Annotated in this window: 21 protein-coding genes and 1 tRNA gene; 4 read left to right on the top strand and 18 right to left on the bottom strand. The window is 61.3% G+C overall.

Annotated elements, in window-relative coordinates:
- Nucleotides 1-29: 29 nt before the first annotated feature.
- Nucleotides 30-605 (bottom strand): DUF3833 family protein, encoded by a 576-nt coding sequence (locus B7H23_RS05950; protein ID WP_094076393.1) that lies wholly within the window; start codon nucleotides 603-605, stop codon nucleotides 30-32.
- A 104-nt stretch (nucleotides 606-709) separates the two neighbouring features.
- Between B7H23_RS05950 and B7H23_RS05955 the strand changes: the two genes are divergently transcribed.
- Nucleotides 710-1,408 (top strand): hypothetical protein, encoded by a 699-nt coding sequence (locus B7H23_RS05955; RefSeq protein ID WP_094076394.1) that lies wholly within the window; start codon nucleotides 710-712, stop codon nucleotides 1,406-1,408.
- A 73-nt stretch (nucleotides 1,409-1,481) separates the two neighbouring features.
- Here B7H23_RS05955 and rpmA read toward each other — a convergent pair whose 3' ends face one another.
- Both rpmA and B7H23_RS05965 read right to left on the bottom strand, forming a co-directional pair.
- On the bottom strand, nucleotides 1,482-1,751 hold the full coding sequence (gene rpmA / locus B7H23_RS05960; RefSeq protein ID WP_094076395.1) for a 50S ribosomal protein L27: 270 nt from the start codon (nucleotides 1,749-1,751) through the stop codon (nucleotides 1,482-1,484).
- Between the two features lie 78 nt (nucleotides 1,752-1,829).
- Nucleotides 1,830-2,456 (bottom strand): 50S ribosomal protein L21, encoded by a 627-nt coding sequence (locus tag B7H23_RS05965; RefSeq protein WP_094076396.1) that lies wholly within the window; start codon nucleotides 2,454-2,456, stop codon nucleotides 1,830-1,832.
- Between the two features lie 305 nt (nucleotides 2,457-2,761).
- Between B7H23_RS05965 and B7H23_RS05970 the strand changes: the two genes are divergently transcribed.
- Nucleotides 2,762-2,851 (top strand) — tRNA-Ser (locus B7H23_RS05970).
- Nucleotides 2,852-2,962: 111 nt separating this feature from the next.
- Nucleotides 2,963-4,135 (top strand): hypothetical protein, encoded by a 1,173-nt coding sequence (locus tag B7H23_RS05975; RefSeq protein WP_094076397.1) that lies wholly within the window; start codon nucleotides 2,963-2,965, stop codon nucleotides 4,133-4,135.
- A gap of 241 nt (nucleotides 4,136-4,376) precedes the next feature.
- Here B7H23_RS05975 and B7H23_RS05980 read toward each other — a convergent pair whose 3' ends face one another.
- The gene (locus B7H23_RS05980) at nucleotides 4,377-6,455 is read right to left on the bottom strand and encodes an NAD(+) synthase (RefSeq protein WP_094076398.1); all 2,079 of its coding nucleotides are present in this window, start codon (nucleotides 6,453-6,455) and stop codon (nucleotides 4,377-4,379) included.
- A gap of 200 nt (nucleotides 6,456-6,655) precedes the next feature.
- Between B7H23_RS05980 and B7H23_RS05985 the strand changes: the two genes are divergently transcribed.
- The gene (locus B7H23_RS05985) at nucleotides 6,656-8,086 is read left to right on the top strand and encodes a methyl-accepting chemotaxis protein (protein ID WP_094076399.1); all 1,431 of its coding nucleotides are present in this window, start codon (nucleotides 6,656-6,658) and stop codon (nucleotides 8,084-8,086) included.
- A gap of 63 nt (nucleotides 8,087-8,149) precedes the next feature.
- Here the strand turns inward: B7H23_RS05985 and fliQ are convergent, their stop codons facing one another.
- From fliQ to fliF, 14 genes are all read right to left on the bottom strand, one after another.
- The gene (fliQ, locus tag B7H23_RS05990; RefSeq protein ID WP_094076400.1) at nucleotides 8,150-8,419 is read right to left on the bottom strand and encodes a flagellar biosynthesis protein FliQ; all 270 of its coding nucleotides are present in this window, start codon (nucleotides 8,417-8,419) and stop codon (nucleotides 8,150-8,152) included.
- On the bottom strand, nucleotides 8,419-8,814 hold the full coding sequence (flgD, locus tag B7H23_RS05995) for a flagellar hook assembly protein FlgD (protein ID WP_094076401.1): 396 nt from the start codon (nucleotides 8,812-8,814) through the stop codon (nucleotides 8,419-8,421). Before flgD ends, fliQ begins: the two co-directional genes overlap by 1 nt.
- 2 nt (nucleotides 8,815-8,816) lie before the next feature.
- On the bottom strand, nucleotides 8,817-9,269 hold the full coding sequence (gene flbT, locus B7H23_RS06000; RefSeq protein ID WP_094076402.1) for a flagellar biosynthesis repressor FlbT: 453 nt from the start codon (nucleotides 9,267-9,269) through the stop codon (nucleotides 8,817-8,819).
- On the bottom strand, nucleotides 9,266-9,613 hold the full coding sequence (gene flaF, locus B7H23_RS06005; RefSeq protein ID WP_094076403.1) for a flagellar biosynthesis regulator FlaF: 348 nt from the start codon (nucleotides 9,611-9,613) through the stop codon (nucleotides 9,266-9,268). Before flaF ends, flbT begins: the two co-directional genes overlap by 4 nt.
- Nucleotides 9,614-9,650: 37 nt before the next feature.
- Nucleotides 9,651-10,676 carry a flagellar hook-associated family protein gene (locus B7H23_RS06010; protein WP_094076404.1) on the bottom strand — a complete coding sequence of 342 codons (1,026 nt, stop codon included), beginning with the start codon at nucleotides 10,674-10,676 and terminating at the stop codon, nucleotides 9,651-9,653.
- A 3-nt stretch (nucleotides 10,677-10,679) separates the two neighbouring features.
- Entirely contained in the window at nucleotides 10,680-12,125 is a 1,446-nt protein-coding gene (gene flgK / locus B7H23_RS06015; RefSeq protein ID WP_094076405.1) for a flagellar hook-associated protein FlgK, read from the bottom strand.
- A 48-nt stretch (nucleotides 12,126-12,173) separates the two neighbouring features.
- The gene (locus B7H23_RS06020; protein ID WP_094076406.1) at nucleotides 12,174-13,433 is read right to left on the bottom strand and encodes a flagellar hook protein FlgE; all 1,260 of its coding nucleotides are present in this window, start codon (nucleotides 13,431-13,433) and stop codon (nucleotides 12,174-12,176) included.
- An 88-nt stretch (nucleotides 13,434-13,521) separates the two neighbouring features.
- Nucleotides 13,522-14,280, bottom strand: a complete 759-nt coding sequence (locus B7H23_RS06025) for a response regulator transcription factor (RefSeq protein WP_094076407.1) — start codon at nucleotides 14,278-14,280, stop codon at nucleotides 13,522-13,524.
- A 153-nt stretch (nucleotides 14,281-14,433) separates the two neighbouring features.
- Entirely contained in the window at nucleotides 14,434-15,003 is a 570-nt protein-coding gene (locus tag B7H23_RS06030) for a transglycosylase SLT domain-containing protein (protein ID WP_094076408.1), read from the bottom strand.
- Nucleotides 14,957-16,357, bottom strand: coding sequence for a flagellar hook-length control protein FliK (locus B7H23_RS06035; RefSeq protein WP_094076409.1), 1,401 nt, complete (start codon nucleotides 16,355-16,357; stop codon nucleotides 14,957-14,959). Before B7H23_RS06035 ends, B7H23_RS06030 begins: the two co-directional genes overlap by 47 nt.
- Nucleotides 16,354-17,898, bottom strand: a complete 1,545-nt coding sequence (locus B7H23_RS06040) for a hypothetical protein (protein WP_094076410.1) — start codon at nucleotides 17,896-17,898, stop codon at nucleotides 16,354-16,356. The genes B7H23_RS06035 and B7H23_RS06040 overlap by 4 nt, the downstream gene beginning before the upstream one ends.
- On the bottom strand, nucleotides 17,895-19,124 hold the full coding sequence (locus B7H23_RS06045) for a MotB family protein (protein WP_094076411.1): 1,230 nt from the start codon (nucleotides 19,122-19,124) through the stop codon (nucleotides 17,895-17,897). Before B7H23_RS06045 ends, B7H23_RS06040 begins: the two co-directional genes overlap by 4 nt.
- Entirely contained in the window at nucleotides 19,121-20,461 is a 1,341-nt protein-coding gene (locus B7H23_RS06050) for a hypothetical protein (RefSeq protein WP_094076412.1), read from the bottom strand. The genes B7H23_RS06045 and B7H23_RS06050 overlap by 4 nt, the downstream gene beginning before the upstream one ends.
- Nucleotides 20,458-22,245 (bottom strand): flagellar basal-body MS-ring/collar protein FliF, encoded by a 1,788-nt coding sequence (gene fliF, locus B7H23_RS06055; protein WP_158215779.1) that lies wholly within the window; start codon nucleotides 22,243-22,245, stop codon nucleotides 20,458-20,460. The genes B7H23_RS06050 and fliF overlap by 4 nt, the downstream gene beginning before the upstream one ends.
- Nucleotides 22,246-22,363: the final 118 nt, after the last annotated feature.

Here is a 22,363-nt window from a genome sequence, read left to right on the forward strand (position 1 = left end):
CGAAAAGGGGCGAGGTGGCGAGTGCCGGTTCAGCGCCCGGCGGGGAAGAATGTCACCATCGAGCGGGCGAGCGGCAGCAGCCATTTGGCGAGGGTCACATCGTTGCGAACCGTGCCGTCCGGCTGCGCCGTCATGCGATGGGTGAAGGCGAAGACGGTGTCGCCGCCGCCCGGCGCATAGCCATCATAGGCGAGCAGCGCGCCGTCGGGCCATAACTGGCCGCTGACCGGCACGGGACCGGAAAGGACGCCATTGTCGTCTTCGGTCCGGACGGTGCCGGCGATCGAAGCACCATCGCGGTTCAACTCCCAGATCTGGTCGAACTCGCCATGGGTAAAGGTGAATGTCTCGACCAGGCGAAGCCGTCCGTTTTCGACACGGCCCTCGAAACGGGCGGTAAACATGTCGCGACTTCCGACCAGCGGATCGACGGTTCCTTCCGACCGAGCTTCTCCGTCGAAGAAGGCGAAAAGATCGAAGGACCGGTCCGCCGAGAGACCATGCGTCGGCACGCCGCCATTCAGAGCGATCGCCAGCAGAAGAACGCCAAGCGATTTTGCTACCGGCCTTGCCGCATCCCGCCTTTCTGTTCCTTCAATTGGCATCACGATTGCACCGGTATGGTTTGACCCTTTGTGAACGGCCCGCGACTGGTTCGTGTGAACCTATTCCTATAATTCTCTTGTTCCCAACCAAGGAGGATGACGCCGTGCTCGAAAAAGAAGATTTCGACTTCCAAGACGCCATGATGACACGTTTGACCGCCCCGGTCTCCCGGCCCGACGAGGATGCGATCGAGCGGGTTCTAGACGCAATCGACCCCTATTTCGAACCCATGCTGGAAGGAACCGCGCCACGGGCGAGCCATGCGCCCGTCGGCGCCATGGTGAATGGACTGCACGAGATCGACGACTCACTGTCCGGCCTGAAGATCGATCCGCTCGAGGGCGTCAACCGGACCCATACGGCGATCACGGCTTTTCTGCTTATGCAAGCCATCCAGACGCTGGACGATTACGAAATCGCCGACGAATTCGCCAGCTTCATGGATCTTCGCGCCAATCCGGAAGGCATTATCGCCAATGCCGGCGAAATGGTGGACCTGGCCGCGGCCATCGATCACGACGCTCTTGCCAAACATATTGCGCGAGAGGCGGATCGCGACGAAGCGTTTGTCGAGGCGCTGCGCCATATGCGCGATCTCATCGACCGCAACAGCGAGCGCATCCGCGAATTTTCGCTGAGGGGGGACGGCAGGGAAGGCAGTTGGTCGATCTGGCTGATCGTCACCTGTTCACTGTCGAATGTGGTGTGCGCCGTCGTGGCCGGCGTCGTGCTGGTCATCGTGGCCGGCGTCATTATCTACCGTATCGCCACCCGCCGCCGCCGCCGTCGCAGGCGGGGCTAAGTACGCCGACCGCAAAGAAAAGACCCGGCTGCCGGAAGGACAGCCGGGTCTCATCATAAATGTCCGATCCTACTTACTCGGCGGCCTGCTGCAGTGCGTCCACCGAGACATACACCTTGCCACCGGCGCGGGTACGGAAGGAGACATTGCCTTCGACCAGCGCGAAGATCGTGTGATCCTTGCCGAGGCCGACATTGTCGCCGGGGTGCCACTTGGTGCCGCGCTGACGGATGATGATGTTGCCCGGAATGACCTTTTCGCCACCGAATTTCTTGACGCCGAGACGGCGACCGGCGGAATCGCGACCGTTACGGGATGAGCCGCCTGCTTTCTTATGTGCCATCGTTGTTCTCCTGATGCGCCCATGGCGCGAATAATGCGATCCAATATGGAGGCGAAACCGCCTCCGTTCAAACCGGTCTTAGCCGGCGAGGGCGGCAGCCTGTTCGCGCCAGTCCTTCAACTGGGCGGCCGAGAACGGCATGTTGGCGTCCAACTCCTCGATCCGCTCGTCGCTCAGCGCGGCCAGATCGGCGTATGTGGCGATGCCTGCATCGTTAAGCTGTTCGGCGGCCTTCGGGCCAATCCCCTTGAGCTTCTTCAGATCGTCGGCGCTATCCGACGGGGCGGCCGCCTTTGCCGGCTTGGCAGCGGCGCTCTTCTCTTCGACGGGTTTCGCAGGCGCTTCGGCCTTCTTCGGAGCAGCCTTCTTGGCCGGCTTCTTGGCGCCGTCATTGTCGCCCGCGATCTCGGTGATGCGGACGGTCGACAGAAGCTGGCGATGGCCGCGCTTGCGGCGCGAATTCTGGCGGCGACGCTTCTTGAAGCTGATCACCTTCTTGCCGCGATGCTGATCGACGATCTCGCCGGAGACCGTCAGACCTTCCAGAAGCGGCGCGCCGATCTTGATATCGTCGCCATCGCCGATCATCAGAACATGATCGAAGGTGATGGAATCGCCAACATCGCCCGCCAGGCGCTCAATGGTGATCTGGTCGTCGGCGGCGACGCGATACTGCTTCCCGCCCGTCTTGATAACTGCGAACATTCTCTTCATTCCTTGCGTGTCCGGGTCTGGCAGCCTGATCCTGGAGACCTCGCACCGCCCGTCTTTTTGTCAGTCTTGGCCGCGCGAAGCGGCGTTTGGTTCCGCCGCGACCATAGCGAACGGAAAAACCCGCCGGAGTATGACACTCCCGCAGGCTGGCGTTGCACTAGTGAATTGTCGGCGCGAGGTCAAGCTTTAGCCCGCAGGATGGAGGAGAATTTGCATCATTTGGGCTTGTGAAGCCGGCGTGGCGTGATTATGCAGTGCGCGTTCGATCGCCGGTTCGCACGGGAGCCGGTCGCTGCGGAGAGGTGGCAGAGTGGTCGAATGCACCGCACTCGAAATGCGGCATACCTTCACGGGTATCGGGGGTTCGAATCCCCCCCTCTCCGCCATATCTACCTGCCGGACGTAACGGGATGTTCGGGTTTGTCACATAGGCTGTGAGACATTAATCCCATCGCGGCCGCCGGTTTCCGGCGCCGGATCATCGACCGACGACATTCATGCTCCGACGATCCACCATCGATCAAAACTCCCGCTTCGGCCAATATGGCGTACGCCTGGCCGTCGTCATCTATGTTCTCGTCCTTGCTGCCGTCTCGTGGTTCTACCCCCGCGCTCAATGGGACATGGTGGCCTATACGGCGGTCGCCATCGAGGGCGAGGCCTCATCTGCCAGCCAATTGCACGCGGCGAGCTGGGCGGCGGTCCAGGCCCGCGTCAGTGAGGGTGAGTTCATCGAACTGACGGCCGACCGGCCCTATCGTGTCGCCCAATATGCGGATGCGGATGCGTTTGCGTCGGTTCTGCCGTTCTACCGAATCAAGCTGCTTTACGTCGAACTGGCGTCGCTTCTGTCGGATTTCATGCAGCCGGTCGACGCGCTGCGGCTGATCAGCACGGTGTCCGTTCTAGCGGTCGGGCTGGTCTGTCTTCTATGGGTCTGGCCGTCGGCGCGCGGGGCGGACGGTTTCATCATCGTGCCTCTGCTGGCTCTGTGCGATCTCGGTTATCTCGGGCAGTATGTGACGCCGGATCTCTTCTCGGCGGCGTTTCTGCTTGGCGGGGCTCTTCTTTGGATGCGCGGTGCAGGCTGGATCGCGGTTGTGCCGCTCCTTCTCGCTATTCTGGCGCGGCCCGACCATTTGGTCTTCGCCGGGCTGCTGATGCTGGCGGCTGCCGGGCTGCGCACGGCATGGAGGCCACTGGTGGCTCTGCTCGGCCTTGCTGTCCCTTCCTATTTCGCCATTTCTCATTTTGCCGATCATCCCGGCTGGTGGGTCCATTTCTGGTTTTCCAATGTGGAGATGGTGGCAAGCGTCGAAGGGTTCGAGCCGGCCTTTTCACCGGCGATCTATATGGGAGCCCTTATCAAGGGAGCGGTCCGCAGCCTGGTGACGGAGAGCTGGTGGGCGGTGCTGAGCCTGCAATTGCTGGCGCTCGCTTTCATCGCGCCGAGCTGTCGAACGATGGATCGGCGCGTTCTGACACTCATCGTCGCAGCGATCGGGGCGATACCGGCAAAATTCCTCATCGCACCGATGTATGAGACGCGGTTCTATACGCCCTATCTGCTCATTGCCGGTCTCTGCCTTATCGAGCCGACGCGCAAGGCGTTCCGTGCGCGCCGGTCGGGCGGTGCGTCCGACGGGTTGCCAGAGAATGTTCGGTTATAAATGGCAGGCTGGCGTCAGGCCTGAAGCTGCTGCGACAGCCGTCTGCGGCATGCCGGACCTGGGCCGCGCATGTAATGCTGCTCGGGATGGTACGAGATCGAACGGGAAACAGTCCAGCGACGCAGGCCGACGGCAAGGCGATTTAGACTGGTTCTGAGCGTGGACATCGTGAATGACCCATTGAGAGCGGATCGATTTAAAATACCGGAAAATTCTAAATAACTTGTATAGGGGCGGCTTGTCAGTTTGGCACATCATCGCCCTGCGGCACATTGGCGCGCAGTTCCTCGAGCCAGACATCGGCGACGGCGTCGGATGGCGCGCGCCAGTCGCCGCGCGGGCTGAGCGCACCGCCGGACGAGACCTTCGGCCCGTTCGGCATGGCCGAGCGCTTGAACTGGCTGAACTGGAAGAAACGCCGCAGAAAATTCTCCAGCCATTTGCGGATGGTCTGCAGATCGTAGGCGTTCTTCTGCGCTTCGGGAAACCCCGCCGGCCAGACGCCATGATCGAGATCACGCCAGGCGTGCCAGGCGAGGAACGCCACCTTGGACGGGCGCTGGCCGAAGCGCATGATGTGGTGCAGGAAGAAATCGTTCAGTTCGTATGGCCCGATGATCTCTTCGGTGCTTTGAATCGCGCCATCTTCGCCCGCCGGCACCAGTTCGGGCGAGATCTCGGTGGCAAGGATCGCTTCCAGCACGGCGTCGGTCTGCCGGTCGAACTGGTCGGTGCGGGTCGCCCAACGGATCAGATACTGGATCAGCGTCTTCGGCACACCGGCATTGACGGAGTAATGGCTCATCTGGTCGCCGACGCCATAGGTACACCAGCCGAGCGCCAGTTCCGACAGATCGCCCGTGCCGACAACGAAGCCGCCATGATGGCCGGCGAGCCGGAACAGGTAATCGGTGCGCAAGCCCGCCTGTACGTTCTCGAAGGTCACGTCATAGGTCGGCTCGCCATCGGCGAAGGGATGGCCGATATCGTCCAGCATCAGGCGGGCGGCCGGCTTGATGTCGATCTCTTCGGCGGTGATGCCGAGCGCATCCATCAGCTTCCAGGCATTGGATTTCGTATGGTCGCTCGTGCCGAAGCCCGGCAGGGTGTATCCGCGAATGGTGATGCGCGGCAGGCCGAGCCGGTCGCAGGCCTTCGCCGCGACAATCAGCGCATGAGTGGAATCAAGCCCGCCGGAGATGCCGATGATGAGCGATTTGGCGCCGGTTGCCTGAATGCGCCGCATCAGCGCATCGACCTGGATGTTGAAGGCTTCGAAACAATCCTCATCCAGCCTGTGCTGGCGGTTCGGGACGAAGGGAAAGCGCCGGATCGGGCGGATCAGCCCGAGATCGCCTGCCGCCATCTCGTGGTGGAAGGCAATCGTGCGGAACCGGTCTTCCGGCCGGCCGGCGGCTTCCGCCGCATCGTTGAAGGTCTGCAGGCGAATGCGGTCGCCAACGATCCGCTCGCAATCGATATCGGCGATGCAGAGATCCGGCTCCAGGGTGAAACGTTCCGACTCGGCCAGAAGATCGCCGAGTTCGTAGATCATGCCCTGGCCGTCCCAGGCGACATCGGTCGTACTCTCTCCATGGCCGGCGGCGGAGTAGATATAGGCGGAGGCCGTGCGCGACGATTGCGAGCGCGCCAGCATGTGGCGTTCGTCGGACTTGCCGATGGTGATGTTGGAGGCCGACAGGTTGGCGATGACGGTGGCGCCGGCCAACGCGCCCTCGGATGAAGGCGGAATCGCGGCCCAGTAATCCTCGCAGATTTCGACGAAAAGCTTGAAGTTCGGGAGGTTCTCGGCGGCGAAAATGAGATCGACACCGAATGGCGCCTGCATGCCTGCCACGTCGATGGTGAGGCCGCGAATATTGCGACCGTGAGCGAACCAGCGCTTTTCATAGAATTCGCGATAGTTCGGCAGATAGCTTTTCGGCACGACGCCAAGGAGGCGGCCATGGGCGATGACGAGGGCGCAATTATAGAGGCGGCTATTGTGCCGCAGCGGTGCGCCGATAGTGAGAATCGGCGTCAATCCGGCGCTTGCTTCCACGATATCGGCCACCGCGCTTTCGACCGCGTCGAGCAGGGCAGCCTGCATGTGCAGATCGTCCAGCGCGTAGGAAGAGAGGCACAGTTCCGGATAGACCAACAGGTCGAGCGCAGCCTCATGGGCGCGGCGCGCCTCTGCGAGGATCGCATCGCGGTTGAAGGCGATATCGGCCGTCCGCACTCTTGGCGTGCTGGCGCCGGCCCGCACAAAACCATGCCGGTGCAGCGAAAGGAAATCGTCGGTCGCGGCGTCGGCCATGCACGGTTCTCCATAATTTGGCTTCGCTCAATAAAGGCGGGCGGACCGCCTGTCCAATCCACCGAACCCGTCCTCAGGCGACCTGATCGATCCCGCCTTCTGCGATGGAGGCGAACTGAATGAGACCGCCGTTAGGAATTAGTTCGCTGTTAAGCATGTCGGCTTAAAGTTGCGGCAGTTTTCTCAAGGGGTCTTGTCCGATGGCCAAACGTTTCTTCCGATCACGCGAAAATGAAAGCGGATCGAAACCGGATCATCTTGCGCTTGCCGCGCTCCAACGGATGGCCGTGCCGACTTTCGTTCTCGATGCGGACGGTCGGGTGGTGCTCTGGAATCAGGCCTGCGAGAAACTGACCGGAATCGCGGCGGGCGACGTGGTCGGTACGACGGAGCACTGGAAGGGCTTCTACAAGGAAGAACGGCCCTGCCTTGCCGATCTCGCCTTCGGCAGAAACCCCGAACTCGTCGCCAATCTCTACGCGGCGCAGTCGCGGCAGATGAGCGGTCCGGACCTGCGCGCCGAAAACTGGTGCGATCTGCCCACGGGCGGGCGGCATTACCTTCTGATCGAAGCCTGTCCGATCATGGATGAAAGCGGGGCCATCGTCGCGGTGGTGGAAACCCTTCAGGACGGGACCGAACAGGAAAACAAGCGCCTCGAACAGGACGAAGCACGGCAGGCCCAGACAGCTATCGTCACCGAGATCGGCGAAGCCCTGCGCGGCCTTGCGGATGGCGATCTGGCTGCTGAACTGACGACGCCGTTCCCATCGCAATACGAACCGTTGCGCGAAAACTTCAATTACGCGGTTTCGCATCTTCGTCAGACGATCAGTTCCGTCATCGAAAACACCACTCAGATCGATGAAAGCTGCACCGACCTGCTTTCCGCCTCCGCCAATCTGTCAGAGCGGACGGGGCAGCAAGCGGCCAATCTGCAGCAGACCGTCGCTTCGCTAACGCAGATCGGTGAGGGTTTGCAGGCAACGTCGGAAGGCGCGGCCAAGGCCAATCACGCCATAGACGAAACGATGGCCCAGGCGCGTAATTCAGCGGAGATCGTGCAGGACACCATAGCGGCGATGAAGGCGATCGACGATTTCTCCTCGCAGATCAATCAGGTCGTCGCTGTCATCGAAGAGCTTGCGTTTCAGACCAATCTCCTGGCGCTGAATGCCGGCGTCGAAGCGGCGCGGGCAGGGGATGCCGGACGCGGTTTTGCGGTGGTGGCGCAGGAGGTGCGCGAACTGGCACAACGCTCCGCCAAGGAATCCAACGGTATCAAGACGCTGCTGGAGACGTCCAAATCTCAGGTTCGCAAAGGTGTCGAGCTGGTCGACCGGACCGGCGAATCCCTTCAGGCCATCGTCGAGAAGGCCGGCGTCGTCGATCAGATCGTCGCTTCGCTTGCCAGCGCGACCGTGGAGCATTCGCGCACGGTGACCGACATTCAGACGTCCGCGAAGGATCTGGATCAGCTGACGATGCAGAACGCGCAGATGGCCGAGGAAGGCAAGGACGCCAACCAGAAGCTCGTCGATCAGGCGCGCAGGCTGGCCGCGATGCTTCACCGGTTCGAGGTCGAGACCGTCAGCGGTTCCACCGCCACCGGCGTGGCACGGGCGGCGTAGCCTACTCTTTTGCGGGAGGCAGGCATCTTTTGCCAGATGCCCGACGGGCTTGTGGCCTATTGCTCAGAGGAAGCCGTTCTCGACCTTGTCGTAAACCTGTTCGGAAAAGGTGACGAGGCTGGCGCCGATAAAGCCTGAAAACAGGACGAGCGAAAAGAGCGCCACGAGAATTTTCGGAACGAAGGTCAGGGTGACTTCCTGAATCTGGGTCAACGCCTGGAAGAGAGCGATGGCGAGCCCAGCGAACATGGCCGGCACGACGGCGGGGGCCGACAGGCTGATAACCGTCCACAGCGCCAGTTGCGACAGATCGAGCGCGTCGGTCGCGTTCATCAGGAAATGACCGTTCCGGTGCTGACGGCAATCTCCTTGCCATCCGCCAGAATGGCCACCGGGCCGGACGCATCGATCCGAACCTGGGAGACGGTACCGCCCACCCCTTCGCTATTGGTTATCGTGCGGCCGATCAGCGAGCCGGCCTCGGAGAGCGACGACATGGCCAGCATCTGATCGAGCTTCGCATTCATCTGCACGCCCTGCTCGACATTGGAGAAATTGGCGAGCTGAGCCACATAATCCATGGAATCGGCCGGATTGGTCGGGTCCTGGTTTTTCATCTGGGTGACGAGGAGCTTCAGGAACATGTCGTAATCGACGGTGTTCTGCGCTGCGGCGGTCTTCTTCGGCGCGCTCGTGGTGCTGCCTTGCGTGGCGGAAACCGGGTCCATGATCAGCCCACCGCCCGCTGCAGGGGAGGAACCGGATCTTTCGTAAGCTCGGCCTTGATGCGTGACATCGGATCGAGGATCGCCGTTTCGATCGGAAAGAGCTGGCGGATGCCCCGCATCGCTTCGAAGTAGCGTTTCTCATGAACCTGCTGATCGATGACCTTCAGGTCGGAAACAACCTTCTCGTTCTCGAATGCAGAAAGGAGGGAGGGCAGCAATTGCCGGTACACCGTCATCGACGCATCGATATCGCTCGGCGTCATCAGCATGAGCTGGACCACGAAATAGAGTTGTTTGAGCGGTGTGGTCGCATCCTCCGCCTGGAGAATGTGGTTCTCTAGAAGGAAGTCGACATCGTTCAGAATTTCCATCGACGTTTTACGGTCGAAGCGGATGATCGCGCCGTTGATGTAGATCTTTTCGTTCGCCTTGAGCGAAATCTTGAATCCATTCATTTCAGACCATCCCGAATTATTCCCGTGATTTCGATCACGCCGGTGAAATTGTCGCTTCGGCCCTGGCGGATCGCATCGAGCGTTTTCAATACCCAGATGCCGATCGAGATCAGGTTGGCGCGCAGCTGCTCCGGCAACACATTCTCGTTGTCGGCAAGATCCTCCATCAGCGTCATCCAGAGGCGACTGCTGAAATGGATGGCGCGAATGGCCTCGATGGAGTTCGCGCCTTTTTCCTTGGCCTGGGCGAGAAGGTCGATGGACTGCGTCATCAGTTCCCGCTCGCGACCCCGTGCGTCGCTGAGGGATTCTTCCTGCTGGTCGATGTAGTTCGCCATATACATTGGCTTAGTTTCCCTCTGTCGTGGACGGCCCCATTGCTCAGATGTATTTGAGCAGCGACAGGTTCTGCACCCGCCCCGTCAGCGTGTAAGACGTCTCCAATTGCTGGATCAGATTTTTCAGCCTGGTCGCCGCTTCGTATGGGTCGACGGCGACCATCTCATCGGCGAATTCCTTCATCAGCGACGATTGCTGCGACAGCCGGTCCTGCGCATTCTTCAGGCGTTCTTCCATCCGCCCGATCTCGCCCTGAAGGAGCGTGGTCTCAGCGGTGGCGTTGGCCGCGGTCCGGTGAACGAAGCCGCGGATCGCATCGCCCACGCCCTCGTCAACGTTCAAGTTCAGGAAGGTGGCGCCGAGCCCTGCTGCCGCAAAGGCGAGGCGGAAAGCGTTTTCGTTCGTCCCGACGCTCGTCGGGGTGATCTCGGTCGGTAGAATGCGCGACTGGATGCCTTCATTCGTCGCTCGCGACAGACCGCTCCAGCCAGCACCGGTGAAAAGCGGCAATGCATCGTTCTGAAGAAAGTTCGTCATGTCGGCCGCGCTGACCGTCGAGACGGACGGATCGGTGGTTCCGAAGCCGAACCTGGCGGTGAAGGCGGCTTCGACATCGGCAGCCAACTGGCTCGTTTCGTAGTCCGGAATGGGCGTGACATCGGTGTTGATGCCGGCGAAGACATGAACGCCTTGCTGGGACGTGTTGGCCAGCGAGGTAAGCTGGGTCAGATAGTCCTTCATATTGCCGGAACTTACGGCGCCTATTCCCTCGATATGGGCTGCGGCGGACAGAGCCTGCGTGGTGCTGGCGAAACTGCCGAGCGCCGCCTGGGACGCGCTGAGCCGGCCAACGGTCAGCGAATTGGCCGTGGAGATGCTGTCCAGCCGCTCCGACTGCCGCATCAGATAGCGATAACGGTGCACGGTCGCGCCGAGCTTCTCGGCGGCGTCGGCGGCCTTGCCGGTAACGGCCTCAACATTCGCCTTTTCGATCTTCGCCTGCGTATTGATCAGCGTGGTTCGAAGCGAATTGGCCAGGGAGTATGTCGATGCGCCGGAGACTCTCATCGCTTATCCCGTCGCCTGAAAGAGCTGGGCCAGCATCTCGTCGACCACCGAGACGATGCGCGAGGAGGCTTCATAAGAGTTCTGCAAATCGACAAGAAGAGCGATTTCCTCGTCGAGATTCACATTGACCGTATTGGAAAACCGTTCGGTCAGGCTCGTGGTCAATGCGCTGGCGCGAAGGGCGGTGTCGGCAGCCGCAACGCGGGCGGTCTCCATGTTCGACTCGGTGGAAAGGGCGAAGTCCATCAGGCTTCGTGTCGGACCGCCGGCGGCAGCGGCGTCGAAGGCGAAGGGCGTATCGAAGGCGGACACTACGGCTTCCAGCCGATCCGAGTAGGAGGCGTAACCATTGGTGTTGGCCAAATAGCTTGCGCCGTTGGCGCCGCCATCGCGCAGCGCTGCCGCCGAGCCACCCTGGCTGGACAGAAAAGCAGGATTGACTGAGAGCGACAACGCCATGGACGGCACATGCGATGCGATGGCCGAAATGTCGGGGCCGCCGTTCCATGTGAAGAGCCCGGCCATATCCGGCAGTGCGGCGGATGGGTCGCTTTCACCGAATGTCACGATCAGGCCGCGCGCCATCTCGTCCAGTTCGCGCAGCGCGGTGGGAATGGTCTGCTGGCTCATATTGAGCAGAGCCGAAAGACGTCCATTCGCTGCCGCGCTCTCACCATCGGCGGGAACGCGCATCGCAATTCCATCGATATAAACGGCATTGCGGGAGGAATCGGCCGAATCGATCACGGCGGTGACATCGCGCGGGACCTTGTCGAAAAGGGTCACGCCATTGCCGGTCAGCAGCATCATGTCGCCGTTTTCGCGGTCGATCTGCGAAACCGGTACGATGGCGGACATTTCGTTGAGGATGCGGCTGCGCTGGTCCAGCGCGTCGGACACGTCCTGTCCAATGGTCTGTCCGCTGACGATCGTCTTGTTGACGTTGGCGAAATCGGAGAGCAATTGCTGCAGCTTCGCTGCTTCGTCGCCAATCTCCGAGCCAACTACATGGGCGAAGCCGTGCAGCGATTTCGCATTGCTGCGGATTGTCGTGGAGAGCTGCTCGGCCTTGCCGACGACCGATTCGGCCAGAGCGGTATCCGCCGGCGAGGCGGCATAGAGCTCCATGCTCGATTGCAACCCCTTCATAAGACCCGATGTCGTGCCTTCGGCATTGCCGAGCAGGCGCGACAGCTGCTCCATCTTTTCGGCTGTCAGTTCGGCGCCGGACGAACTGGTCATCGATTCGCGACGCATCAGCTCCATCTGCGGCGCGGCTGCGCGCTGCGTGGCGTAGGCATTGTTGGAGTTGGCGACGTTGTTGACCGCGATGCGCCGCACATAGTTCGGATCGTCAGCATGGGTGATGTTCGATGCGACGGTACTCACGCGCCGTGACACATCGAAGATCGAAGCATGTGCGTTCATCAATGCGGCGGTGAGAGACATTCTACGCTCCGGTCAGCACCGGGAGGCCCGTCATGGGCTCCTTCGATGTCAGCGTTTCAAATTGACGACCACGTCCATGATTTCCGATCCCGTTTGGAAGACCTTGGAATTGGCGGTGTAGCTACGTTGCGCCTGGATCATTTCCGTCAGCTCCTCGGCAATATCGACATTGGACTGTTCCAGGGACGAGGATATGATCTTGCCGAAGCCGTCCGAGCCGGCGTAGCCCACATTGATGTCGCCGGAATCGGCGCTCTGGGTGAACATGGTGCCGGTGACGGGCGTCAGATTGGTCGGGCTCGGAACGTCGGCCAGCGCGACCATGAAGAGGTCCCTGTAGGACCCATCTTCATAGGCGACGCGGACAACGCCCTCATCGCTGATCTCCGTGCCGATGGCGCTGGAAGACGGATTGCCGTTCACCCCAGCATTCTGAACCGTGAACTGTCCGCCGAGCTTCATTCCGGAGAGGTCGACCTGGAGGCTGGAGCCATTGGGCACGGGAACGGTCAGGCTGGTCGGCGAGCCGGCTGTCAGGTCGCCCGTCGCGGTGTTGAACTGAAGGCTCGTTGTTCCAAGAGCGGCATTGCCATATGGAAAGGCCTCGAGTGCGGAATTTGCGTCTGCCTGGTTGTAAACGGTCACTTCCCATGTGTCCGACGCGGTGCGGGTGACGTATACGTCCAGCCGCACCTCATTGCCGAGGCTTTCATAGGCCACCATTGACGTCTTGCCGGTAAATTTGGCGCTGGCGACGTTATCGGACGGCAAGGTGTTGGCCGCGACCGCAGCCGTTTCGATATTGGCCTGGGAATCCAGGGTCGCCTTGAACGTGCCGACCGTCGATGCTACCGGCGGCAGCGGCTCCGTGCTGATCTGAATATCCACCAGGCCGGACAGGCCGTTCGGCACCGGTGTGACGCCGCCCGCCATGCTGTAACCCTGCAGACGAAAGCCGTTCGGGTTGGTGAGGTAGCCTTCGTCATCCTTCTCGAATGCACCCGCACGGGTCATGAAGCCGTTATTCGTGCCATCACTGACCAGAAAGAAGCCATCGCCAAGAATGGCGAGGTTCGACGATGAGGATGTCTTCGTCGGAACTCCCTGCGCCTCGATTTCGATGGTGCTGCTGGTAATGACGCCGCCTGACGTGTTGCCGGCGCCCGTTACCAGCGTGGCGAAGTTGACGCCCTGCCGCTTATAACCGGGCGTATCGGAATTGGAGATATTATCGGCCACGCTGGACAGCCTGGTCGACTGCGCGTTCATGCCAGAGATACTGGTCTGCATCGTGCCGAAAATGCTCATCGTCAATCCCCTCGGATAGCTGCTCTGAGAGAGTAGGAAGCCAAGCTTGCGCGAGGCTGCCTAGTGCCGGAATGCCAGGCGCGAGGCCTCAGGCTTCCAGCGTTTCCCGCGAGAATTTAGCGCTGGCTGGCGTTTCGACCGCCACCGCTTCGTCCGCGTCCACCGGCTCATTCTCCTGTTGAAGAACCAGCCGATAGCCTAGATAGCGCTTGCTATCGACGGGATCGTAGCCCAACTTGACGCGGAGTTTCTTGCGCAGCTTGGAGATATGACTTTCGACAACCGTCTCTTCGACGCCTTCTTCGAGAATACCGTAGGTGGCGGTGAAGATCTGTGCGCGGCTGACGCGGCGCCCGTTGACGGATGCCAAATATTCCAGAATGCGTTGCTCGCGACGGGGAAGCTTTAGCGGTATCCCGTCGATTTCCGGATCCCGTCCGTCGAGATGAATTCTCAACCCGGGTTGGATGTTGTTGTTGTCGGCGATATAGCCCCGGTGCCGCACCGCACTGATCCGGGCCAATATTTCGCGAACATGCACCGGTTTTTTCACGACATCATCGAAACCACGGCTGAAGAGCCGCAACGTTGTTTCCAGATTGCCATTGTCCGCCAGTGCCAGGCGCGGAGATTTACCGATCTTCTTGGCCAGTTCGGCGTCTATACAATCAGAATTGTTCTCCGCAACAAGAACGGCTTCGACGCCTGAGAGTTCTTCATCCGTGGCCCCGCTTGCCCAGATGCTGAATTCTTCGGCTTTGAACCCCACGCAACAAAAACCTTCACGACGGAAGAGGCCTTTATACCCTTCCGTAACCATTTCTCTGTCATCTATAACGACAATCATCCTGTTTCCCCTCGAATCAAACAGTTAATGATTACCTCTTCATGGTTGACAGTTGGCCGAATCGCAGACAACTGCGAAATCTAACAGTTGACTGATCTTACCAAAAACGAATCACCCTAAGTGATTGATTCCGATTCTCTTTGCCTTTCTTGCCTATCGGCAGAAAGCGGCCGCGCGTGGGGTCATCTCACCAAATCCGGTCCGGATCATCCGGCGAATGACCGAACAGACATACCGTTTTTGGGCCGCATCGTTGTTTGCGCCGGCGTGATATCGGGCCACAGCCATCGACCATGTGCCGTGCTGACGGTGCAGCCGCTTGAGAAATCCGGCGGCGTAGGCGACGTTTTTCGCTGGATCGAACATGTCTCTGAGGCTGGCGAATGCCTGCCTGTGATAATGCAGGTTGATCTGCATACAGCCGACATCGATGAGCCGGACACCCTGCCGGCGCTCACGCTGGACCGTCGCCATAGCCGCATCGAGACTCGAGGGCCGAACCGTCCGTCCTGCGACATTCAAAGCGTAAGGTTGCATGCCCGATTTCGCGCCGCTCTCCGTCAGGCCCACCGCGTAAAGGACGCCAAGAGGCACGCCCGAGCGGGCCGACGCGGCGATCATTTCCTTTTCGCAGAGATTGGGTGTGGTCCGGGACACGATCTGACGCCGGTCGAACTCAGATGCGAAGGCCGGCTGGGGCGCGGCCACCGGCAGAACCGCCATCACTACGATCGTCAGAGCCAGCTTCGCCAGCCTCTGCGAAACCGGAAGACGGTTGTCGCGATCGGTTGTCATCGGCCTGGCCGCTCGATCGATGCCCATCGAAACGCTCCCCTGCACCCTGTTGGGCCTGATTGATCGACGAATCGGCTTGCGCGAGGCTGGCGATCGATGCGCGCCGGTCCTTCGGCGCTTCGATCGATAGCGCTTCAACTGTCAGATTGGCTTCGTCGAGAGCGGTCCGCAGCGAGGCTTTCTCGCGTGTCAGAGTGCTCTGGGCATCCAGCGAACCGGTCTGGATCTGAACGCTGAGGCGACCCTTATTGTCCGTCAGGACGATCTCGATCTTGCCCAGATGGGCCGGTTGAAGCTGCAGCTTCAGAACTTTCGTCGCCCCGCCGTTGAATTCCTGGATCTGCGAAACCGTCAATTGCTGACTGATGGCGTGGCTCAAGCTGTTAGCGGCCTGATCGAGACCGGCGGCCGCCATGCTCGGCGAAATGGCTGCGGTACCCGCGGCAGCGATTGGCGCGGCCTGTGCGGCGTTTGCGGCAGGCGGCGCGTTTTTCGGCTGGGCTGCCGTTTCCGCCTCGCTGCCACGCTCGCTCCTCGTCTTTTCGGTTCGCTGTAGACCGATGGCTTCGCTGCGGGGCGTCCGGGCTTTCTCAAGGCTGGCAATGGCCGGATCGCTCTGGGGTGACGGTGCTTGCACCGCGCTTCGATCCTGCAATCCCTCGGCTTCGGTTCGGACCGGCAGCTCCGGTGCCACAACGCCGTTCGCCAGTTTGGTCTGACCGGTATTCGCGCCGTCTCCTCGTGCCGGACCAGTCGGCATATTGGCGGTGTCGAGCACGCGGTTTCGATGCGGTTCCTTCGGCGTTATTTCAGTGCCGGCGCGGCGAGGCTCCGGGTTAGCCAAGCCGGTCTCCAGCCCCAACTCATCGTTCGGATGTACCGAAACGGCTGCCGTTTGCGGCAGTGATTGCTGGCCCGTCCCCGCAATAGCGAGATTGTCCGCCTGTTCGTTTGCTTCGGCGGTATCGGACAGAGATTTGTCGCTCCCGCCCTTTATACGCGTCTCGCCATGCCGGCCGGGTATGCCGCGATCGTCCGAGGTCAACGTCTGCTGAAGCCGGCCAGCCAAAAGAGGCGATGAGATTTGCGGATCGACTTCGTCACTTGCGCCGTGTCCGGTAGCCGGCCCCTCGTCTTTCCGTCGATGGTCTTCATTCAAAAGGCGCCCGAAGGCCTCGCCCTCAGCCTGTCGACCCGTGGCGCGGCTAGGGCCGCTTGGCGTATTGCCAGCCTGTTGCGTAAGCGGGCCGCCGAGTGGGGCAAGGGGGGAAACCGTGATCATTGTTCGCTCAATTTCTCAATAGCGTCCAGCGTCGCACTCAAGCGGCTGCGCAACGCAACCAGTTCCGGATCGAGAACCGGTTCGGATTCCATAGCGGTCGAAACAGGATTTACCTGTGCAGTGGCAAGGCTGCTTAATTTCATGCGGTGATCGGGCTGCAATTGGGCTTTCAGAACCGGTCCGGCAGCTTGATCTCGTCCGGTTACAGGAGCAATCTGCGCCAGTGGCGGCTCCACGCCTTCAATGTGCGCGAGCGCGCGGCGCATGCTCGACAAAAGCAGGCGGTCGCGGCTGGCGAGCGCATCCATCGATATGGCTTCGTCGATCTGTTGCGCCTGCTCGACATTTCGAGCCGCCAATTGCGCCATAGCCTCGTAAAGCTGATCGTCGGCCTGGCCGGGGCCGAACTGTCGCAACCAGCCAACCGCCATCAGGGCCAGTTCGTGATTGCCCCTGATTGCCGCGCCACGCGCGATTTCGCGGGCGACGACACTTGATTGCTGCGGGCTCAACCGCTCCAGTATGGCCGCAAGGCCCCGTGGCGGCACCCAGTCGTTCTGCGTCAGCGTGACCGACAGACGTCGGGCGAACTCGTTCAGAAAGATCGATTTGGGAAAGCGCAGGCCATAGCTCTCGGCAGCCGCGAAGAAGGCTTCGCCGTCCTGCGCCTCTGCATGAATGTCCAGGAGGCGACGCAGCGCGACTTCTTCGACCAGCGTGCCGGTCCCCAGTATCGCAGCCATCTCGAGCGAGCGGCGGGCCACATCACTATCGACGCGCGCATTGGCGGTGCCGGTGGAGAGGGCCAGCAGGGCGCCAAGCGGAAAGGCGTGTTCCGTCGGGTCGTGCCGGAACAGGTCCGGCGCAGAATTTGGATTGCCCTTGAGGTAGCCGATGACCGAACGGCTCAGATCATGCAGTGGATGCTCGGGCGGCACGCGTTCAAGCAGATCGACCGAGACGCGCGCATCACCGCCGGAAAGAGCGAAAATCATCAGCGGCTCGACCGGCGCGTCTTCGTTCTGAAAAAGCTTGCGTTCGCTCAGCAGATTGATCTGCAGGCGGTGAAGGACCTTGCCCTGAAGGGCGAGCGCACTGGTGTCGCCGGCGATGATGGCGTCCTGAAACTCGAACAAGCCGATGATGAAAGCGTCGAACTGCATGTTCGCCGTCGATACCGTCTCCTTGGGCGCATCGCCTTCCGGTTCGGGTGTTGCCTCTTCCGCCTTACGGATCCACGGCTCCGACGGAGCCGGGGAGGGGATGATCGGCGGTAGAGCTTCACCGATCTTCGGCGGCAAAGGCTGATCGGGTACGATCACGGTTTTCGCTTCGCTGGCAAGGCGGATGGGCGTGTCGAATCGGGTTTCCTGAAACACGGTCAGGCGGCCCTTCTTTCGAGCGACGCGAAGGCTGTCTTCGGCGGGCGTCGACATCTCGTGACCGATGGAACTGTCCTGCACGGCGGACGCCGGGGCGCCGACACACAGGCCTGCCGCCAGTAAGGAAAATCCTGTTTTGCGAAGCCCTTTGCGGATCATGGCGCTTCCAGCAGGATTTCGATGCGCCGGTTGCGCGGATCGAGCCCATCTTCCGGCACCATGGGCTTGCGGTCCGCAAAGCCCGCGATCTGGGTGACGCGACTATCGTCCAGACCGCCGCGCAGCAGCATGAAGTAGACGCTACGGGCCCGGTCGGTGGACAGGCGCCAATTGTCGTCGCCCTTCCTGCGCATCGGCCGCGAGTCGGTGTGGCCGTTGATGAGGATGTTGCCCGGCCGGTTCTGCAATTCGCGGCCAACTGCTTCGAGCGCCAGCACAACGGGTCCGGACGGCACAGCCGAGCCGACCTGGAACATCTGGTCGGGGAGATTGTCGGTCAGAGAGATTCTGAGTCCTTCCGGCACTTTGGTAACCGACAGTGCGTCGGCGATCTTGCCGGATGGGTCGGCTTCTTCGGCGACCGCCTCCCGCAGCACGGTTTCCAGACGCTCGGCAGGGCTCTGGGTCGTCTCGGCATCGGCAATATCCGCCCTTTCGTCATCGCCCTGCATGCGAGCCGTTTCGACCATCATTTCCGAACGTTCGTTGTCGCCGGTCTCGGCGGGTTCCGCTCCCTCCACGTCACTCCGAGGTGTTTCGTCAGTGGCTGACGCGTCGGCTTCGGAACCTTCGCTTACGCCCATTTCACCGTCCCGAGCGCCCTTTTCCACGACGCGCGCCTCCGGGTCTCCATCAGACGCGACCACCCGAAGCGGCTGCCAGAAATTTGGCGCGAATGGATCGGCAAATTCCGCCGTCTTTTCCACGCCGGGATCGGCGATCATTTCCCCGCGCGCCGTCAACAAGGCGCGTTCTTCGGCGGCAAGGCTCTCCAGCAATTGCGTCGGATTGGCGAAGTAGGAGGTGTCCTGGGTCTCGTTTTTGGCAGGCTGACTGTGGTCGTATTGCTCGGACTGGGTCTTGTCCGAGTTCGATTCCTTCTTCCCGGATTCCTCGGCGTCTTCGCTCGGTTCGGCGCTCTCGCTCTTGCTCATACCCTTCACGGTGCGTCGGTCATCGACCAGCTTGACCGGGTTGAAGTAGCTGGCGACCGACTGCTTGGTCTCCTCGTTGGCCGCATTGATGAGCCATAGCACCAGAAAAAGCGCCATCATGGCGGTCATGAAATCGGCGAACGCGATCTTCCAGGCGCCGCCATGATGGTCGTCATGGTCTTCGCTCGGACGCCTGACGATGATGATGTCCCCATTGCCGCTGGCGGTCATAGGGCCTCGCAATGGTCTTTGAGACGCGGCAGGTCGATGGCGCGGCTCGTGTTCTCAAGATGCAGCAGAAGTGCGGCATGCCGTCCAGCTTTCACTTCGACTGGCAGGCCCTGTTCTTCTATCATGTTCCGAACGGGTTCCAGAAGGTTCTGGGGCACTTCGGCGTGGAAGACCGTGTCCGTGGATTCTCCGGAAAGGCTTTCGGCGATGTCCTGACCGAACGCTTCGATCGCGCGATCAATTGCCATGCGCGAGACGAGCGGTTCCAGAATGGCGGCCACGCTATCGCCGATGTCCGCCATGAGCCGTTCGCCCAACGCATCCAGCGATTGCTTCATCTCGTCGACAAGCGACTGGGCGATTGCCGCCGTCTGCCCGGCCTCGTCGACAGCCAGGCCGGTAGAGGCCGTTTCGGCCAGTGGCGCTACGTCGACTGCGCCCATTTGGGTTTCGGCGGTTAATTCATCGCCGATCGCTTCGGCAGCGCTTTCCGCTGCATGGCGCAGATTGTCGAGATCGCCGGGTGCGCCGAGCGATGCGGCTTCTCCGCCAAGGGGGTCGGATGAAAGGTCGGACAGCGCCTGGGCCGCATCGCCGAGGCTGTCGCCCGCAATGGGGTGTGCGGGAGGCTGTTCCTCCTGCAGAGCCGTTTCGAAGGCGGTCACGTCTTCGTCCGTCTGCGACGGCGCGAAGGGATCGTCGGGCGATGCTACGGCAAGGGGATCATCCAGAGACGGCAGTTCGGTGCTCGTAGCGGTCTCGCCAAACGGGTCCGAAAAGGCTGTGTCGCCAACAGATGCGAACGGATCGGCGTCCGTTGCGCTGTCGTCCAACGACGGCAGGTCCGGCAGTTCTGCGCCCGGCTCTTCGCCGAACGGATCGGCTCTTGTCTCGCCTTCGCCGCCATCGACCGGATCAAGCGATTGCAGTTCGTCGCCCAGCGATGGCAAACCCTCCAGGTCTGGCAGCCCGCCCGATCCGAATGGGTCGTCGCCACCATCATCCGCAAGCGTGGGCAATTCGCTCAAACCTGCATGGACGGTTTCGCCGAAGGGATCCTCGATGGCCGTGTCGCCGGGCAATGTCGGCAGGTCGGCCAGATCGCCGCCCCCTTGCGCGCTTTCACGAACGGCGTCAGCAACCGCTTCGGGTTCCTGGTCGACCTTCTCGGAAAGCGGATCGGTCGCAAGTGCCGCCGGTTTTGCCAGAGCGACAAGCGTATCGTCCGCGCCAAGTGGTTCGAAATCGGCGGACGGTAAAGCCTGGCCGAACGGTTCGAAGTCATCGGCATTGGCCAATGCGACCTTGGAGCCGGACGGTGATCGAAAACGGGTCATGCCGCCTTACTCTTTTCATGCGCTTTCATGTCGTCGCGAACCCAGCGCCGCAGGAGCTGCAATGTCCGGTCCCTGTCGATCTCCAGCATGGCCAGAACCCGCGCGCGGGGATCGTCGCCAACGTCCGCCATGCGCTGGCGCAGCTCGATCTCGGCGAGCATTTCCGGCGTGTCCGCCATCTGGAAGCCCGCCGCGGGTGAAAAATCATTGTCGAGCGCGAAGTCGCCGTCGGAACCGGAGAAGTCGTTGGTGTTGGAAAAGTCGCTCGGCCCATCCAGTTGCGCAAAGGCGTCGTTATCGTCGTCCTGTGCATTGAGGTCGGGCAGGAGGGACAATTCGCCCGCTTCGCCCCCCTTCAGAGCCGGCTTTTCCTTGCCCGCAGCTTTGTTTGGCAACAGTTCGAGCGAGTTGAGGAGCGGACGAACGCCAAGCAGCAGCACCATGATCGAGACGATGACGAAGACGAGGGCGCGGATCGCCGTAGAAAGATGCGGCGAGACCACTTCCATCCAGCCGCCGCCGAGCGGTGCAAGTGATTCATCGGCGGGGAGGAATTCGATAGCCGTCACGTCGATCCGGTCACCGCGCTCGTTTTCGATTCCGGCAGCCGTCGATATCAGTGTGCGAATGGCGTCCAGACGTTCTTCGACAGTGACGTTGGCCGACGCGGCCGCGCGTTCCAGGATTTCGCGGTTGAGCAGGACCGCCACGTTCAGCCGGCGAATGCGATAGCCATTCGTCAGCGTGGCGATCCGCTTCGAACTGATCTCGAAATTGGTTGTTTCCTCGCGGCGCTCGCGCTCTTCGGAGCTTTTCGCGCCCGTCTCGCTCGCGGTATCGCCGCCCTCGGTCGGGATATTCTGCTCCACACTGGTCGCGTTGCTGCTCTTGGCCTCATTGGCGCGGTCTTCCGAGCGAGAGATCTGAACGCTGCGTTCCACCTTGCTTTCGGGGTCGAAGATCGTTTCCTCGATCTGGCGGCGGTCGGTATCGAGATCGGCCTGGACCGCCACCCGATAGTTCAACTCACCGATATAGGGCCGAAGCGCGTTGCCGATGGTGCGCGACAGATCCGTTTCGATGCGGTTCTTCAGATCGAAGGCCGCGCCGACGGTTTCGGTGCCGCCCGTATCGCCCGATGCGAGAAGACGGCCGGATGCGTCGAGCACGGTCACGTCGGCTTCGTTGAGGGAGGGAATGGCTGCTGCCACCAATTTGCGGATCCCTTCCGCCTTGGCCGCCAGGTTGGAGCCGTTGGACGCCAGCAAGACAGACGCTGTCGGACGGCGATTGCGGTCGCGGAAGCCGGTCTGGTCGGGCATGACGATATGGACGCGCGCCGCCTTGACCCCGTCGATCGACTGGACCGAGCGGGCGATCTCGCCTTCCAGGGCGCGAACCCGGGTGACTTCCTGCATGAAGGAGGTGAGGCCGAGCGAGCCGAGATTGTCGAACAGTTCGTAGCCGGAACTGTTGCTGCCGGGCAGGCCTTTCTCCGCCAGAATCATTCGGGCGCGGGCCGTCTGACCGGCCTCAACCAGAACGGTGCTGCCGCTGGAATCCATATCGTAGGCGATGCCGGCTTCCGACAGGACGATGCCGATCCGGTTCACATCGTCGCGGTCGAGTCCGACATAGAGCGTTTCATAGGTCGGCTGGGCCAGGAAGATGACGCCGCCCATGATAAGCGCCGTCGTCAGAACCGCGACGGTCGCGAAAGTTGCAAGCCGGGCCTTGCCGATGGCGGTTAGGCTTTCAAGGAGAGCCTGAAGGCGTTCTGGCACGGTTCGCACATCCTGTTCTGATCGAACGGCAGACTAGGCGACGAAACTTGCGTGGACTTGGACAAAAAGAGAGAGGGCCCCGAAAGGCCCCCTCAAAACCGTGCTGCGATGGTTACGC

The organism is Notoacmeibacter marinus (genome assembly GCF_002238045.1).
GTDB classification, from domain to species: Bacteria; Pseudomonadota; Alphaproteobacteria; order Rhizobiales; family Rhizobiaceae; genus Notoacmeibacter; species Notoacmeibacter marinus.